The sequence below is a fragment of the Pelosinus sp. IPA-1 genome (assembly GCF_030269905.1).
In the GTDB taxonomy this organism is placed as follows: Bacteria; Bacillota; Negativicutes; order DSM-13327; family DSM-13327; genus Pelosinus.
Map to the genome: position 1 here is coordinate 415,890 of NZ_BSVC01000001.1, position 18,033 is coordinate 433,922.

Here is an 18,033-nt window from a genome sequence, read left to right on the forward strand (position 1 = left end):
TCATAAGAGAGTGGTAATATAACAAAGAAAATCAATTAATATCACAATAACATGCTCAGTGTGTATGCTTTTATACAATTAAGCTGTTGTTAAAGTAACCAAATAGGAAGTTCTCCAGGAGGTTAATTTGCTTACTACTAAAAAAGTTGTATCAAAAAAATAGTAAAAAGGATGGGACGGTAACATGTGTAAACAACAGTATAAAAGCCCCTTGCAGCAAATGGCAAAAACGACATTGACTGATTTTTGGAATGACTCCTGCTCAATATCCGAACTTCAATATGCGCTTGAATATGGGGCTGTAGGTGCTACAACCAATCCTGTCATTGTAAAAGAAGTTCTTAAAAATGAGATAGATTCCTATAAGGATAGAATTATTGAACTGATACATGAGTTCCCAACAGCATCAGAAGATGATATTGTATGGAAACTAAACGAAGAAATGGCTGTTGCTGGTGCGAAGTTATTATTTCCAATATATGAAAGAACGAAGGGGCAAAAAGGCAGGATATCGATTCAAACGAATACTAAATATTATCGAAATACTGACCTGATGCTTGAGCAGGCCTTACATTTTAATAATTTAGCACCAAATATACAAGTTAAAATGCCGACTACGAAAGCAAGTATCAAGGCTTATGAAGAAGCTACCTATCATGGCGTAAGTATTAATGGAACCGTTAGCTTTACCGTAGCGCAAGCAATTGCAGTAGCTGAAGCGGTTGAAAGAGGGCTAAAGAGACGGGAAAAAGAGGGTAAAGATACTTATATGATGCATCCAATATGCACAATCATGGTAGGTAGGGTAGATGATTGGCTAAAAACTGTAGTTGAGCGTGATGGAATTATTCTGGATCCAGGGTGTTTAGAGTGGGCTGGTGTTGCTGTAATGAAAAATGCCTACAAAATATTCAAAGAGAAAGGTTATAGAACCCAACTACTAGCTGCGGCATATCGGAACCATCACCAATGGTCAGAATTTATTGGCGGAGAGATGTCTCTAACGATACCTGCTAAATGGATCAAGCGTTTTAATGCTTCCGATATTTCAGTAGTAAATCGTATTGATGAGCCTGTTAATCCTATAGTCATTAACCAATTATCAAAATACATTCCTGATTTCAACAGAGCTTACCAGCCAAACGGAATGAGTATTGATGAGTTTGATAACTACGGTGCTGTAAGTAAAACATTACTACAGTTCCTTGGAGGATATGATGAGTTAGTTACTATGATTCGCGGAATAATGATTACTCCAAAGTAGATTAGTGGCGCTTCACTAAGGTTGTTCTTATTACTTTACATTATAAAAATTATCTTATTGAGGATAGATTAGGAGATCAAGTAATCGCTAAACATTCTTATGTTCTTTAAAATTGAAGTTATCTAAAATAGACGTAATATTCAGAGTTTTATCTTCGTGTTACTTTATTGAGTATGCCTTTATTTTAATGTATTAGTATGGTAGTAAAGCTTATAGTAGAGGAGGGGGAGGATATTTGTGAGTGAATACTTTTTAAGACTTAAAGGAATATGTAAGAAATTTCCTGGTGTAAGTGCTCTAACAGATGTTAGTTTAGATATTAAGCTTGGCGAGATTCATGCCCTCTGTGGTGAGAATGGGGCGGGAAAATCTACTTTTATTAAAATAGTAACAGGTGTATATCAGTATAGTGATGGTGAAATGATTCTTGAGGATAAAGTAGTTCATTTTAATAATACGAAGGAATCCTTCGCCCTTGGGATTACGGCTATATACCAGGAATTAAGTATGGCACCGAACATGACAGTAACGGAAAATATTTTTTTGGGGCGGGAGTTATATAGAGGATTTGGATTGTTAGACTATTCTAAAATGAATACGTTAGCAAAGAAGGCTTTGTTGGAACTTGGGATTGATATTGATGTGACCAAACCTGTCAGCAATTATACCATGGGATATCAACAAATGATTGAGATTGCTAGGGCATTAATAGCCAATACCAAATTGATTATTATGGATGAACCAACATCCAGTTTGTCCAATCGTGAAGTGGATATCTTACTTGAAAACATAAAAAAACTAAAAGAAAAAGGCATTGCTATTATTTACATTTCCCATCGTTTGGAAGAAGTATTTGCGATTGCTGATCGTATTACCGTTATTCGTGACGGCTTTAAAATTGCAACCTTAGAGAAGGAAGCAGCAGATGAGGATGAACTTATTAAATTAATGGTAGGACGTAGCCTTGAAGAAAAGTTTCCAAAGAACAAAACCGTAAGGGGAGACATTGCTCTGAAGGTTAAAAATCTAAACATTGAAGGATTGCTTCATGATATTTCTTTTGAGTTGTATAAAGGTGAGGTTATTGGATTTGCAGGTCTAGTTGGTTCAGGACGCACCGAATTAGCGCGGGCTATTTTTGGAGCAGACAAAATAGATGGTGGAATTATAGAAATATTTGGGAAAGAGGTAAAAATTAGCAGCCCTAAAGATGCCATTAAGAATGGGATGGCTTTTCTGACTGAAGACCGCAAGAATCAAGGGTTAATCCTAATGCATGATATTATATTAAATGCCACATTGACTGGTTTGCCTCAATTTTATAAATTGGGTTTCTTTATTGATCAAAGAAAGCTAAATGCCGAAGTTGACAAAATGATAGAGGACTTGCAGATTCATCCCAATATACCAACAATGATGACTCGACTGTTATCAGGTGGAAATCAACAGAAAGTCGTTATTGCTAAATGGCTATGTTCACAGGCAAAAATATTTATTTTTGATGAACCTACTCGTGGGATTGATGTGGGTGCTAAAGTTGAGGTTTACAATTTGATTAACCGTCTTGTTGGTGAGGGAGCGGGCGTTATAGTCATTTCCTCAGAGTTACCTGAAGTGATGGGAATAAGTGATCGCATTATGGTAATGAATGCTGGTCATATAACAGCTGAACTAAACTATTTGGAGGCTACGCCAGAAAAAATACTGAGAGCGGCTACAGGGGGGATTAGCAGTGAATACAGGGCTAATTAATGAATCTGAGAGTACAAAGAGTTTACGAAAAACACAGATACGTCAATTCTTAAAAAGAATGGGTTCTGTAATTGGGTTGTTAGGATTATCCCTTATGTTGACAGTAGCATCACCTCATTTTTTAACAATGGACAATATTATGAATGTTGCTCGTCAGTCGGCGATTAACAGCTTAATTGCTATTGGCATGCTGCTGGCAATTTTAACCGCTGGTATTGATTTATCTGTAGGCTCCATTTTAGCATTAAGTACGGTTATGATGGGAATCGTTGTAGTCAAGATGGGAATGTCGCCTCTAATTGGCATAGTTGTTTGCTTAGGTATCGGTATTTTACTTGGATTTCTCAATGGTGTTATGCTAACCAAATTGTGTCTGCCTCACCCATTTATTTCTACATTAGGAACGATGAATGTGGCCCGTGGATTAGCTCTAATTGTCACTGCCGCCTCGCCAATTTCTAATTTTCCGACGTCAATACAGTTTTTAGGCGCTACTTTTTTAGGCCCAGTCCCCGTTAGCTTTATCTTAGTACTAGTAGTGTATATCCTCTTCCATATATTTCTTAACTATACTGCTGTTGGCCGCTATATTTATGCAGTTGGCGGCAATCCAGAAGCAACTCGTTTATCAGGAATTAGCATTGATAAAGTGTTAATCATTGTATACACTATTAGCGGCCTAATGGCAGCGCTAGCTGGGCTAGTTCTTGTTGGACGCGTAAACTCAGCATACCCTTTAGCTGGCCTAGGATATGAATTTGATGCGATTGCAGCGTGTATCATTGGCGGTGCAAGTTTTATGGGAGGTGAGGGGACCGTTTGGGGAACATTAATTGGAGCCATGATTATGGCAGTTTTACGTAATGGGTTAAACCTCCTAAGTGTTTCTTCTGAAATGCAGACTGTAGCCATCGGCATTGTTATTATTTTAGCAGTATATGTAGATGTTTTAAGGCATAAGGCAGCTGCAAGGGTTAAAGCATAATAATGATAGGGATCTTAATCTATTATTATCATCAGGAGGTGAAATGGAACAAAAGAATTGCCCAAAACTAGTAATACTTCATAAGTATTAAATTGAAAAAGGGGAATTAAGAATGAAAAAAAAGTTTACGTTACTAATAGCAATGTCCTTACTACTTTCTTTGGTGGCTGCTGGCTGCGGTAGTTCTCAAACGCAAGCCCCAAAAACAAGCGAGAAAATGAATGTTGGCGTAGTTGTTAAAGCACTAAATAGCGATTATTGGAAAATAGTGGAATTCGGAGCGAAAGCAGCTGGGGATAAATATGGTGTTGAAGTAAAAGTTCTTGGCCCTAATGCAGAGACTGATGTAACGGGTCAGATCTCGTTGATTGAAGATCAAGTTACTAGAAAAGTAAGTGCATTGGTGGTAGCGCCTTCCCAATCAGCAAGTGCTATTCCAGTTTTTGAACGAGCAAAGACGGCTAAAATTCCGGTAATTCTAGCAGATACAGATGCTTCTTGGAATGATAAGGTTTCCTTTGTTGGAACGGGAAATTTGAATGGTGGTAAAATTGCTGGCGAATATTTTGGAAAAAAACTTCCTAAGGGTTCAAAAGTCGTTATCTTGCGTGGTGCCTTAGGTGATCCTACTCATGATGAACGAGTAAACGGCTGCATTGAAGGGTTAAAAGCTGCAGGTCTAGAAGTGGCAGTAATACAGCCCGCCAATAGTGAGCGTTCTATGGCAGTAACTGTAATTGAGAATATTTTGCAGAGCAAACAAGAATTTGCTGGTGTTTTCGCAACGAATGATGATATGGCACTTGGTGCAGCGAAAGCGTTGGAAGATGGCGGTAAGAAAATGGTTGTGGTTGGTTTTGATGGTTCTCCAGATGCCTTGGCTTCGATTAGTGCAGGAAAACTTAATGCATCTGTGGCACAAAGCCCTTATAACATCGGTTTTAAAGGCGTAGAAGCAGCAGTTAAAGCCGCTAAAGGTGAAGCTGTTGAAAAACGAATTGACACTGGAACTGAAATCATTGATGTAGATAATGTTAAACAAAAGAGTGAAGAATTGAAAAAGATCCTAGGAAAATAAATACCAAAAGACCTCTTATTAGTAGTGATTTATTTCTACAATAGGAGGTCTTTTTCTTAGCAGGTTGGCTACGAAAAACTCATTAGCACTGTTCAGTTGGGCGTTTGGGAAGCATAATTTCTTACTTGAAAAAGAATGAAAGCGGTAAGGCAAATGTAGCGAGAACAATTTTTAATGGAATGAATTTTGCAATCTTGCCAATAAATTAAAACTTGCAAAATAATGGTATTATTTACAAGGGATTTGCGCATAGGAGCAAGAAATTCATATTTAACCTATAAGGATTCGTTTAGTGTTGGTTGTTAAAGGGTGTTGAGGAGGAATTAGCCCTCCTTATTTTTTTATTCGTCAGGTAAATGGGTTGAGTAAAGGAGAGAATAACATGATAAATTTTGCAATCGAGGCTGAGAAATATAGAAAGGAATTTCTTATGCTTCTGGATCAATGGATCAGCATTCCTTCTATATATAATAATGAGACAGTCTCAGCAATGATGCCTTTTGGGACAGACATTGCACAGGCTTTAGAATGGTTTAAAAATAAAGGGGAGGAAGAAGGCTTTACTACAAAATTAGTAGATGGGTACGCCGCACATATAGAATACGGCAAAGGCGAGGAATATGTATATGTCTTTGGCCACTGTGATGTGGTACCAGCAGGCCAAGGGTGGAGCGGCGATCCCTTCAAACTTTTAAAATCAGGGGACATGCTTGTTGGTCGAGGTGTAATCGATGATAAAGGACCGTTGCTTGCTACATTCCTTGCTTTAAAACTTATACGGGACAAGGCACTACCTTTGAAAAGAAAAATCAGAATTGTTGCCGGTGGAAATGAAGAAAATGGTTTTAAGTGTATAAGGTATTATTTTCAAAAGGAGCCCAAACCAACATATGGATTTACGCCAGACGCTAAATTTCCCGTAATAAACGGTGAAAAAGGCGGAATGGTACTCCAGATTAGTGGTAAAGTTGAAAACAATAGGATGTTCATACTAGGGGGAGAGGTACACAATACAATTCCGCCCTATGTTACTGTTAGCAATTGTATGATTCACAAGGAGAAGATAGGAGATTATTTAAAAGAGAATCAGCTAACATTGGAATATTCCAATGCTAAAAATAAAGTTAAAGGTTTTACACTCTTTGGCCTTGGCGGGCATTCCTCTAAACCGGAAAAAGCAAATAATCCAATTGAAAAAGTGCTTCAGCTTTTGAATATGGAATTGCAAGAAAAATGGCTGGAAGACTTGACGTTCCTGTTTGCCGGTAACAATAGGGATGGAAGAATATTTGGATTGGGTGAAAAAGGGAGATGCGGTACTCTTACAATGGTCCCAACTATACTCCGATTGGAAGGTGGTAGGTTAGAATTAACTTTAAGTGTCAGGTATCCAGAAAATTTAGATGTGGAAGAAATACTAGAAAAAATTGCTGCTTTTCTAAAATATAAAGGTATAGAAGGCTATGAGTTAAAGGTCAGTAGTAATAAAAAACCTCATTATATAGAGACGGATTCTTTACTGGTAAGGAAACTTTACCAGGTTTATGTGAAACATACGGGGGATAGAGAAAATCCAGTTCGAGTTACTAGTGCGGGGACTTATGCAGCAGAGATGGAGAATGCAGTAGTATTTGGTGGAGAATTTCCAGATGGCTCAGCAGGCAATGCGCACATGGCAAACGAGTATGGAAGTGAAGACGCTTTTATAAAATCAATCGGTATTTATGCTGAGGCTTTATGGGAACTGGCTAATCTATAAAAAATGCGTGGCACTTGTGAAGGCATTCCGTATAGATACATGAATGGTAGAAAGGTTTACAATGTAGCTGTAGGATGGTGATAAAGGAATGATAAGTAAGAAACATTCCCAGATTATTAAGTACCTTACTGAAAAAGAAGAATATGTAACTGCGGAAGAATTAAGTCAGCAACTCGAGATATCTGTGAGAACAGTCAAGAGATACATCCAAGATTTAAATTACTTTTTTTATGATTATGGTGCTGAGATTTTCTCTACAAGAGGGATTGGATATAAGATAAAGGGACCAGCTAAGGAGATTCGGAGGATTAGCGAAAAGGCTATAAAGTACATAGAAGGTTTTCAAATAGACGATTCTACGGAAGGTAGAATTACAAAAATTATATGTACCTTTCTTAACAAGGGTCATACAAATGCGGAAGAGTTAAGTGATACCTTAAATTTGAGTATCCCTAGTACAAATAAGCTGATTGCTAATGTACAAAGTATCTTGAAAGAGTATGACTTAAGTATTATATCGAAGCCTTTCCATGGCAGCAAAATAGTAGGTGATGAAACGAAAATAAGAGGGCTGATTCTCAATTATGCCATAAAAAGCGATGAAAATAATTCGTTGGAAGTGAGATTAGATACTGTTTCAAAGCAAGAAATTAAAGAAATTGAAAAAATCCTTACGGAAGCTTTACATGCGGGTAATATTATTCTGGCCGATAAAGACTTTAGTATATTATTAACAAGAATACTCATTTCTGTAGCAAGAGTACGAAAAAACTGTTTTATTGAGAAGAATACTTTTCAAGAGAGCTATCGACTTCATAATTATGATTATATTAAATTCATTATGAATGAAATAGGGAAAAAGCTTGATTTAACTGTAGATGAGAATGAGGTGATTTATGTTTCATTAAGCAGTGGCATAATCATATATGACTATAATACAAGAATGAAACTTACAGTAGATTCAAAAGATGTGGTAAACAAGTTTGTCGAAGAAGTCCTTGCAGAGATTAGGTTAGTTACAGATCTTGATTTAACGGAAGATTCTGATTTTGTAAATGCATTAGTTATGCATTTAAAGATTTTTATAAATCGATTCAAAGCTGGAATTAGTGCGAAGAATCCTTTACTTAAGCAAATAAAATCAAAATTTCCTATAGAAACTAATCTAGCTACCATTATGGCAAAAAAACTTAAAGAAGAATTTAATGTCATTTTAGATGAGGACGAGATAGGATTTATAACCATGCATTTTGGTGCAGCCTTTGAAAGAAGGAGGAGTTCAAGCGGCAAGAAGGTGTGTATCATTTGTCACTATGGTATTGGGACGTCACAGCTGTTAGCAGAAAAACTAAAGCAAAGAATCAGTAATATTAACATCGTTGGGACCTATCCTGTAAGATACATAGATATTGCCTTAAAAGCAGATATTGATTTCATCGTTTCCACAGTGAAATTGGATAAAAAAGATTTTAAAGTGCCGGTTCTGTATATAGAAAACGTATTTTCGGATGAAATCGTAAATGAGTTACATCAAGTTTTTCAAGAAAAGGAAGAAAGAAAAAAAATATTCCAAGCAACTTTTAATAAAAATGCTTTTTTCAGGGTCAAAGCTGAGACACCGGAAGATGTGATAAAAAACATTGGTCAAGCAATGAAAGAGTACGGATTTATTGATGAGAGTGTAACCGAAATGGTACTAGAGCGAGAGAAGATGTCATCGACTGAGATTGGTAATTTGGTAGCAATTCCTCACACGATTTTGGAAGGATCCTATAAATCTGTTATTGGTGTAGGGATGTTGGAAAAGCCAATCATGTGGAATAAAGAAGAAGTCCAATTGGTTTTTATGGTTTGTTTTAACAAAAAGGAGAGTTATAACTTTCCAATGTTTAAGTACCTGTATCGGTTTATTCAGGACGAGGGTGAAGTAAGAAGGGTTATAAAAATCTTTAACTTTGATAAATTGATGGAAGTATTAGATGTTAAGTAGAGGAGCCGTTTTAGATGAGCGAAGTATTTACAAAAAATCATATTAAAATAAATTTAGATTTAAAGGATAAAGATGCCTATTTTAGGTATATTGCTAAACTTTCTATCGAGTTAGGTATTGGAAAAGAGGAGCAGGGTGTTTATGAAGGTTTAGTAAGTCGAGAAAAAGAATTTGCTACCAATTTGGGTGATGGAATCGCGATCCCACATACAAAATCTGACTATATTATAAAACCTGCAATACTTATACTAAAACCACAGAAAGAAGTTTCTTGGGGAAATGATACGGAAGAAGATGTAAGAATTATTATCAGTATTTTAAGTTTTAATGAACAGGGAGGGAATACTCATCTAGAGCTTCTTGCAAGTCTTGCAAGGAAGCTAGTAGATGAAAAATTTAAAAATGCATTGGTGAACTCCGTTGATGAGGAAGGGATATTCTTTCTGATAGAACAGGCTTTACATAGCTAGTTTATAAAAACAAAGGAGAGAGGGAAATGGCAAAAAAATTAGTTGCTTTATGTGCATGCCCAATGGGGTTAGCGCACACTTTTATGGCGGCGGAGGCAATACGAAAAGCGGCTGTAGAAATGGGGTATGATGTAAAGGTCGAAACCCAGGGGGCTGATGGAATTAAAAATGAATTATCAACCATTGATATTCGTGAGGCTGAAATCATCATTCACGCTGTTGCGGTGACACCACTTGGCATGGAAAGATTCGAAGGCTGTGAAGTGTATGAAGTTGGTCTACAAGAGGTTATAAAAAACCCAATAGGCATAATCAAGGAGATTGAAGAAGACTTAATAGCGCAATAAAACCGCTTCTTAATCTTCGGGAAAGGAGTAAAAAGCAAAGAAACAAATTTAAATGGTAATCAGGTAAGAATCCACAAAAATATTTGTAGGAGGTATACCATGGCAGTTACGAAAAGAACCATTGGTTCAACAGCATCGAGTAATAGCAAAACAAATGAGAACATATCCACAAATTCTGGTTGGCTAGAATTTAGCAAACACATCATGACAGGAATTTCTTATATGATTCCGATACTCATTATGGGGGGGTTAATTGGTGCAATCTCTCAGCTGATTCCTTATGTATTTTTTAATATAGATCCCTCTGTATCTATATTAGAGGCAATCAATTCGGGTAAATATGATGGTGTTAGTTTTACAATGCTTCAGTTGGCTAGCATTATGGAAATTTTCGGATTTACACTCTTTGGTTTTGCAATTCCTATTTTTACAGCCTTCACTGCAAATTCTATAGGTGGAAAGACTGCTTTAGCAGCAGGTTTCATTGGAGGATATATTGCGACTAAACCTGTTGCTATGTTAAGTCTCATGGATGGAAAATGGGTTACAAAGGCACCAGTTGCTTCTGGATTTTTAGGAGCTATACTCATCGCATTTATTATTGGATATTTTGTAAAATGGTTAAATAAGAAAATCGATTTGCCCCATGATTGGTTAGCATTTAAAGTTACATTTCTAATTCCATTGATCTCAGCTTTTGCATGTTTAGTTCTAATGGTATTTATCATTACTCCTTTTGGTGGGTGGATAAATACGCTAATAAAAGATTTGTTACAAGCGGCGGGAAGTGCAGGGCAATTTGCTTATGCTTTCGTGTTGGCAGCAACTACCGCTTTTGATTTAGGTGGACCAGTAAACAAGGCTGCTGGATTTGTGGCCCTTGGTTTTACGACAGAAAAACTCCTACCTATAACCGCAAGATGTTTGGCAATTGTAATTCCTTCCTTTGGTTTAGGCTTAAGCACTTTAATCGATAGAAAATTAGTAGGGCGAAGTGTATATGATAAACAATTTTATCAGCTGGGTAAAACTGCTATTTTCTTAGGATTTATGGGAATTTCCGAAGGTTCGATACCTTTTGCTTTAGAACGACCAGCCTTTTGTATTCCCCTTTATGTCACTGGTGCTATTTTAGGAGCTTTATCGGCAATAGCAATGGGGGCTATTCAATGGTTCCCTGAATCTGCAATCTGGGCTTGGCCATTAATAACAGGTATTTTCCCATATATCTTAGGATTGATCATCGGCTCTACCTTTATTGCCGTGGTAAATGTCTTATATAGAAATAAGCTGATAAAAGATGGCAAACTTGTAGTTAATGAATAAAAAATAAGAGTAGAGAACTGATGAGAAGTCGGTTCTCTACTCTTATAAGGAGGTAACAATGAATTATAGTAAGAGGATTGAGGATGTTAAGAAACTGATTATAACAAAAGGACTGGATGGCGTTTTAATAAGCAGTCCTCACAATAAGTATTATCTTGGGGAGCTCTTTAGTAGTTCTGGATATATAGTAATAACGAAGAGTAATCAGTATATACTGGTAGATTCTAGATATTTTGATGAAGCCAAAAGCAAAAGTAAGTTATTTGAAGTGATATTACTGACCAGTAAAAATACTATAGAAAAAAGATTGTATTCAATAATAATGGAAGAGGGATTACATGAGCTTGGCTTTGAAGGAAAAGAGATTTCCTATGATTTTTATAAATCTCTTCAGGAGAGCATAAACTGTAATTTATATTCTTTAGATTTATCCAAAATTAGAAGCGTCAAAGAAAGTAAAGAAATCGAATATATAAAAAAAGCTTGCAACATTGCGGATGTTACCTTCCAATATATCCTTACCTATATCGAGGCAGGTATGAGCGAAAAAACAGTGGAGAATGAATTAGTAAGGTTTATGAAAGAACAAGGGGGAGAAAAAGAATCTTTTGATAGTATTGTGGCCTCAGGGATCAGAGGTGCACTGCCCCATGGGAAGGCCAGTAATAAAATTATCAAAAAAGGGGAACTCATCACTCTGGATTTTGGCGTGAAATACAATTACTACTGTTCTGATATCACAAGAACCATTTCCTTGGGGAGATGTTCAGCGGAACTTTCAAACGTATATGCGGTAGTAAAAGCTGCAGGTGAAGAGGCCCTGAGAAAAGCAAAGCCCAATATTACCATGGGAGAATTGGATGATTCTGCCCGTAAGTTCATTAAAAAAAGCGGCTATGGAAATTTTTTTGGACATAATTTAGGGCATGGTCTTGGAATTCAGGTACATGAGTATCCGTCAGTTGCGCCTGACAGTGATGAACTTTTAAGAGAAGGTATGGTAATTACAATAGAGCCAGGAATATATATCCCGAATGTAGGTGGAGTAAGGATTGAAGAAGATATTTTGATTACAAGAGATGGTTGTAGCTTACTAACCAATAGTTCTAGGGAATTAATTGTGATTTAGGAGGGAGAGAATGTATCAGTTTGATGAGATTGCAGATCGAGTAAATGAAAAATCCAGAAAATGGGATAGAAAAATAATAGAAAAAAATTTTGGGTCAGTGCCAGAAAACTTTATACCCATGTGGATTGCAGATATGGACTTTAAAATGCCGCTAGAGCTAGAACAGGCTTTCCATGAAGCAATTTCTAGAGGTGTTTTAGGCTATACCTATTGCTACGAGGAATTTTATGCTGCGGTGATAAAATGGCAATATGATATGCACCATGTGACAGTTAAGAAGGATTGGATAACATTATCCTATGGGACAGTCTCTACCATCCACTATGTGATACAAGCTTTTTGTGAAAGTGGCGACTGTGTTTTAATGAACACCCCAGTATATGATCCCTTTGATAGTGCAGCAAGAAAGCAAGGGGTAAAGAGAATTTACAATAGTCTAAAGCTAGTAGAAGGAAGATATTATATAGATTTTGAAAATTTAAAATCACAGTTAGAGAAACACAAGCCGAAAATATATTTATTTTGCTCTCCACACAATCCGTCGGGGCGAATTTGGCATTTAGAAGAATTGACAGAAGTAGCAAGGTTATGCAAAGAGCATAATACAATACTAATTGCGGATGAAGTACACGGTGAACATATAATGTATGGGGAATTTCATTCTGCGCTAAATCTAACTGATAGATATGAAAATTTAATACTAGTAACCTCTCCTAATAAAGGGTTTAATTTGGGCGGGTTAAAGACTTCATACTCCATAATACCCAATGAGCATATAAGGAACCGTTTTAGAAAAAAACTAGAGCAGAATTCCATCACTTCTCCAAATGTTTTTGGTATTATTGGAGTCATTATTGCTTATGAGCAATGTAGACCTTGGCTTGCTGGGGCAAATGCATATATAAAAGAAAATTATGAGCTTTTTGAATCCTATATAGAAAAGAAAATTCCAAAATTAAAAGTGATGAAAATGGAATCATCCTACTTGGCATGGGTAAATATACAAGGAACTGGACTCACTTCAGAAGAGATTACAACCATGCTGGCTTTACAGGCTGGCGTGTTAGTTGAAAATGGAGTTCACTTTGTTAAAGATGGAGAAGGATACATAAGGGTGAACTTAGGAACACAAAAGGATAAGGTGCTTGAAGCATTAAGAAGGATGGAAGAGGTTTTGCTTTAGTTTAGGGTAAATCTCCTTTATTAGACAAGGAAGCTTGTTATACTTGTCTCCTTTGACAGATTAATATTCATTTAGTAAAATTAGCTGAAATGCTGGAATCGCATTATAAAAATTGGAGTTTATAGCCTATGAAAAAATATAAAAAATTATATTTAGAAATAACAAATGTATGTAATTTAAAATGTGATTTCTGTCCTGAAACGAAAAGGAAAGCTGAATTTATGACAGAAGCTGCTTTTGCACAAATTCTCGATCAAATTAAACCTTTTACAGATTATATATATTTACATGTAAAGGGCGAACCTTTATTACATCCTAACTTAGGGAGTTTTTTAGATATAAGTTATGAAAAGGGTTTTAAGGTAAATATTACAACAAATGGTACTTTAATAAATAAAGCAGCGAATACTTTACTAGAGAAACCTGCAGTAAGGCAAATAAATTTTTCCCTTCATAGCTTTGATGGTAATCGGCATGAGATATCTAAAGATGAGTACATCGACAATATCCTTGAATTTTCTCGTAGAGCAGCAATGGAGTCAAAAATAATAGTATCCTTACGATTTTGGAATTTAGACGAGGCCTTATTAACAGAAGATCAAAGAAAAAGAAATTTAGATATGATTGATAAAATTGAGGAGACCTTTAAGTTGCCTTATAAAATACAGGGTAATTTATCAGAAGCTAAAGCGTTAAAATTAGGGGACCGAATATATTTGAATCAAGATTATGAGTTTAAATGGCCTGATTTAAAAGAAAAAGAGGATTTTGGTAAAGGAACTTGCTTTGGTTTAAGAAATCAAATTGCTATTTTAGTGGATGGAACAGTAGTACCCTGTTGTCTTGATGGCGAAGGAATAATTAATTTGGGCAATATTCATGAAGCCAGATTTTCTGATATTATAAGTAAGAAAAGAGTTGAAGATATAAGATTAGGTTTTTGTAGTAATAATCTAGTAGAAGAACTTTGCAGAAAATGCGGGTATAGAAAAAGATTTAATAAATAGTTGTTGGCAAGGCGAGGACTTACTTCATTGTAGGTCTTTTTTATTTATAAAAAAAATAAAATAGTAAAAAAATATTATCATAGAAGGAATTTCTTACTAAATGGATAATAATAACAGTGTAGAAAATTTAGATAATTCGAACAAGGAGAAGATGGATTTATATGGAGTACAAAAAACTGCTAAATCGATATATCCCTCTCGTAGACTTTATTGCAGACATTATCGGGCCCCATTGTGAAGTCCTTTTGCACGATATCGTAGATGTAGAAAATTCGGTTATTGCAATTCGGAATGGATATATAAGTGGGAGGTATTTAGGATGTCCTTTAACAGATTTAGGATTTAAATTATTAGAAAATAAATCTCATTTACATCATAATGCCCTTATTAATTACCGAAGCCGCACTGATAGTGGTGAAAAATTAATATCTTCAACTTATTATATCAAAGATGAAAAAGAAGAATTGATCGGAATGATATGTGTCAATATTTTAAATTCGCCAGATCACCTTATCAATAAGATTCCTAAGGAATTTCCTGTTAATGCATTGTTTAGTAATGCAGTTCATGCTGGTGATATAGAAGAAGTATCAGAGTCCCTAAGTACGTCCTTGGTTAATGTAGTCGATGATGCAGTAAAAAAAGTAATTAACAAATATAATATTTCTGCTGAAAGATTGTCAGTAGAAGAAAAAAGTGCAATCGTTCAAGAATTACGCGAAAATGGAATTTTTAAGATAAAAGGTGCTATTACTAAGGTAGCTGCTACTTTGAAAACATCAGAAAGTACTATTTATAGATATTTAGCAATGAAATAAGTACTTATGTAGCGCTAGTTAGGTACCTCTCAGGAATTCCCTTATGCTTATTGCAATAACATAGCACTATAAGTGTGGGGAAACCTGGCTAATATAAGATGCTGGTACAAGGGGAAAAACACTTTATATTTACTTTTTGCGGGGGTGGTTATTGATGATATTGTAAAACCACTATCATTCGATATGAAAGATTTTTGTTGTTGTAAATTTAACTGCACATCTTTTATAGGCGCTGTCGTCCTATAGAAGGAACTTGCTAGAATAAAAACTATTGTATATTGCCAATATAAGTAAGGATGTGATCAAATGCATGTTTCATTAGAAGAAATAAAGAAGGCTCGAGAAGTTTTAAAGGGGGTGATTTGTAGAACAGGACTGGTGTATACCAATATCATTAGCGAGATGAGCGGCAATCATGTTTATCTCAAAATGGAAAATCTACAACGTACGGGGTCATTCAAACTAAGAGGAGCATACAACAAAGTTGCGAATCTTAGTGAATCTGAAAAGAAAAATGGAGTCATTGCTTCCTCGGCAGGTAATCATGCCCAAGGGGTAGCCCTCGCAGCAACAACTTTCGGTATCCAATCTACTATTGTTATGCCCAAACATGCTCCTTTATCAAAAGTAATCGCTACCCGGGGATATGGAGCGAAAGTAGTCTTACACGGTGATGTTTATGATGAAGCATATGCAGAGGCTAAACGAATTCAGGCAGAAGAAAACTCCACATTTGTTCATCCCTTTAATGATCCTATGGTAATTGCAGGACAGGGAACAATTGCTTTAGAACTGCTAGAAGATTTGCCAGATGTAGAAGTGGTAGTTGTTCCAATTGGCGGGGGTGGACTTATTTCTGGGATGGCAGTGGCGCTAAAAGAAATGAAGCCGAGTATAAAAATAATTGGCGTACAAACCCAGAATATGCCAAGCATGGTGCAAGCAATCGCTCAAAAGCATGTAGTTACTATTGATGGTATTCCGACCATCGCTGATGGCATTGCAGTCAAGACAGCTGGTAATTTGAATTTTGATATAGTTAAACAGTACGTAGACGATATTGTTACGGTAGATGAAGAAGAAATAGCCAGTGCTATTTTATTATTACTCGAAAGAGTTAAGAGTGTTGCGGAAGGTGCAGGTGCCGCAAGCGTTGCCGCAGTTTTAAATAGACTTTCTGGTTACAAAAATCGAAAAATAGCAGCCTTAATAAGTGGTGGAAATATTGATGTTAATACTATGACGCGTATTATTAATAAGGGGCTTGTTAAGACAGGGCGTAAGGTGTTTTTTGATACCATAATTTCAGATAAGCCAGGAGTGTTATGCCAATTATTACAATTAATTGCTAATGCTGGTGCAAATGTACTTGCTATTACACACAGCCGAGAAAATAGAGATGTGGCCTTGGGGTGTGCTAGAGTAGAGTTAGAATTGGAAACCGCAGATGATGAACAAATTTATACAATAAAAAGGTTAATGGAACAACGTCACTATAATGTTAATATTCGATAAGAAAGGGAGTGAGCCTCGTGGAAGAAAAACAATTAACCAGAGGACTTAAAGCGCGGCATATTGAACTGATAGCTCTGGGAGGTACAATTGGTGTTGGCTTGTTTATGGGGTCGGCAAGTACGATAAAATGGGCTGGTCCCTCCGTTCTGCTAGCGTACGCCTTAGCTGGTATTATTATGTTTTTTGTAATGCGTATCATGGGAGAAATGCTTTTTCTCGAACCCGTTACAGGTTCTTTTGCTACCTACGCTCATAAGTATGTCAGTCCTTTGGCTGGTTTCCTGACTGCGTGGTGTTACTGGTTTCTATGGGTTACGGTGGGAATGGCGGAAGTAACTGCAATTGGAATTTACGTTGCATACTGGTTTCCTGATATTCCCCAATGGGTACCAGCTTTGGCAGGGGTAGGAATCGTGGCAGCAGCCAATTTAGCAGCAGTAAAATACTATGGAGAATTTGAATTTTGGTTTGCCCTAATCAAAGTCATCGCAATTATAGTTATGCTTGTAATTGGTACTGGGATGATTTTTTTCGGCCTCGGTAATGGTGGTCAACCAATCGGTTTTGAGAATCTTTACAGTCATGGTGGATTTTTTGCTGGGGGCTTGGAAGGATTCTTGTTTGCCTTGTGTCTAGTAACTGCTTCCTATCAAGGTGTAGAACTAGTGGGAATTACAGCTGGTGAAGCGGAAGATCCTAAAAACACGTTACGAAAAGCCATTCAAAATATTATTTGGCGCATTTTGATCTTTTATGTTGGCGCGATCTTTGTCATTGTAACGATTTACCCTTGGAACCAAATTGGTGCGATTGGTAGCCCCTTTGTTATGACCTTTGCTAAAGTCGGTATTGTTGCCGCTGCTGGTATTATCAATTTCGTTGTCCTTACAGCAGCTATGTCCGGGTGCAACAGTGGTATTTATAGTGCAGGTAGAATGCTTTATACTTTGGCAGAAAATGGCCAAGCTCCTAAATACTTTGGTAAAGTATCTGAAAGTGGTGTGCCCCACAATAGTATTATGACGACAATTGCCTGCCTACTAGTAGGAGTAATTTTTAATGTTATAGCTCCAGACTCAAAATTGTTCCTTTACATTTATAGTGCCAGTATTCTTCCTGGAATGATACCTTGGTTTGTATTGGCATTCAGTCAAATAAAATTTAGAGAAAAATGGAAAAGTGAAATGCCAGATCATCCCTTTAAGTCCCCTTTATTCCCGGTTAGTAACTATATAACCATCATATTTTTAGCCCTAGTGTTGATTGGAATGTGGTTTAATCCAGATACTCGTGTTTCATTAATTGTTGGTGCAGTATTTATTGGAATTATCACAGTGGGCTTTTATGCCTTTGGTGTGGGGAAAAAACAGACAAAAACAGAACTAGAACCACAGAAGGATGCTAGGTAGA

15 protein-coding genes are annotated in these 18,033 nt (G+C 36.4%); all 15 read left to right on the forward strand.

The genetic code is table 11. The features are described from left to right. Positions 1-184: 184 nt before the first annotated feature. The 15 genes from QSJ81_RS01795 (at position 185) to QSJ81_RS01865 (ending at position 18,032) form a co-directional block, all read left to right on the forward strand. Positions 185-1,264: a transaldolase family protein gene (locus QSJ81_RS01795; protein WP_285715700.1), complete on the forward strand. Its 1,080-nt coding sequence runs from the start codon at positions 185-187 to the stop codon at positions 1,262-1,264. Between the two features lie 237 nt (positions 1,265-1,501). Further along, a complete protein-coding gene (locus QSJ81_RS01800; RefSeq protein WP_285715701.1) occupies positions 1,502-3,016 on the forward strand; it encodes a sugar ABC transporter ATP-binding protein in 1,515 nt (504 codons plus the stop codon). Then, positions 2,997-4,001 (forward strand): ABC transporter permease, encoded by a 1,005-nt coding sequence (locus QSJ81_RS01805; RefSeq protein WP_285715702.1) that lies wholly within the window; start codon positions 2,997-2,999, stop codon positions 3,999-4,001. The genes QSJ81_RS01800 and QSJ81_RS01805 overlap by 20 nt, the downstream gene beginning before the upstream one ends. A gap of 112 nt (positions 4,002-4,113) precedes the next feature. Next, positions 4,114-5,079 carry a sugar ABC transporter substrate-binding protein gene (locus QSJ81_RS01810; protein WP_285715703.1) on the forward strand — a complete coding sequence of 322 codons (966 nt, stop codon included), beginning with the start codon at positions 4,114-4,116 and terminating at the stop codon, positions 5,077-5,079. Between the two features lie 382 nt (positions 5,080-5,461). Continuing rightward, on the forward strand, positions 5,462-6,838 hold the full coding sequence (locus QSJ81_RS01815; RefSeq protein WP_285715704.1) for a Sapep family Mn(2+)-dependent dipeptidase: 1,377 nt from the start codon (positions 5,462-5,464) through the stop codon (positions 6,836-6,838). A gap of 88 nt (positions 6,839-6,926) precedes the next feature. Further along, positions 6,927-8,828: a BglG family transcription antiterminator gene (locus QSJ81_RS01820; RefSeq protein ID WP_285715705.1), complete on the forward strand. Its 1,902-nt coding sequence runs from the start codon at positions 6,927-6,929 to the stop codon at positions 8,826-8,828. A gap of 14 nt (positions 8,829-8,842) precedes the next feature. Further along, the gene (locus tag QSJ81_RS01825) at positions 8,843-9,298 is read left to right on the forward strand and encodes a PTS sugar transporter subunit IIA (RefSeq protein ID WP_285715706.1); all 456 of its coding nucleotides are present in this window, start codon (positions 8,843-8,845) and stop codon (positions 9,296-9,298) included. 26 nt (positions 9,299-9,324) lie between these two features. Beyond that, positions 9,325-9,645 (forward strand): PTS fructose transporter subunit IIB, encoded by a 321-nt coding sequence (locus QSJ81_RS01830; protein WP_285715707.1) that lies wholly within the window; start codon positions 9,325-9,327, stop codon positions 9,643-9,645. Between the two features lie 99 nt (positions 9,646-9,744). After that, positions 9,745-10,971 carry a PTS fructose transporter subunit IIC gene (locus tag QSJ81_RS01835; RefSeq protein ID WP_285715708.1) on the forward strand — a complete coding sequence of 409 codons (1,227 nt, stop codon included), beginning with the start codon at positions 9,745-9,747 and terminating at the stop codon, positions 10,969-10,971. Positions 10,972-11,029: 58 nt separating this feature from the next. After that, entirely contained in the window at positions 11,030-12,100 is a 1,071-nt protein-coding gene (locus QSJ81_RS01840; RefSeq protein ID WP_285715709.1) for a M24 family metallopeptidase, read from the forward strand. A 10-nt stretch (positions 12,101-12,110) separates the two neighbouring features. After that, positions 12,111-13,283 (forward strand): MalY/PatB family protein, encoded by a 1,173-nt coding sequence (locus QSJ81_RS01845; protein WP_285715710.1) that lies wholly within the window; start codon positions 12,111-12,113, stop codon positions 13,281-13,283. A gap of 128 nt (positions 13,284-13,411) precedes the next feature. Beyond that, on the forward strand, positions 13,412-14,290 hold the full coding sequence (locus QSJ81_RS01850) for a radical SAM/SPASM domain-containing protein (RefSeq protein WP_285715711.1): 879 nt from the start codon (positions 13,412-13,414) through the stop codon (positions 14,288-14,290). Positions 14,291-14,451: 161 nt separating this feature from the next. Beyond that, positions 14,452-15,108, forward strand: a complete 657-nt coding sequence (locus tag QSJ81_RS01855) for a helix-turn-helix transcriptional regulator (protein WP_285715712.1) — start codon at positions 14,452-14,454, stop codon at positions 15,106-15,108. A 306-nt stretch (positions 15,109-15,414) separates the two neighbouring features. Then, a complete protein-coding gene (ilvA, locus tag QSJ81_RS01860; protein WP_285715713.1) occupies positions 15,415-16,623 on the forward strand; it encodes a threonine ammonia-lyase in 1,209 nt (402 codons plus the stop codon). A gap of 17 nt (positions 16,624-16,640) precedes the next feature. Next, positions 16,641-18,032, forward strand: coding sequence for an amino acid permease (locus QSJ81_RS01865; protein ID WP_285715714.1), 1,392 nt, complete (start codon positions 16,641-16,643; stop codon positions 18,030-18,032). The last annotated feature ends 1 nt before the right edge of the window (position 18,033 follow it).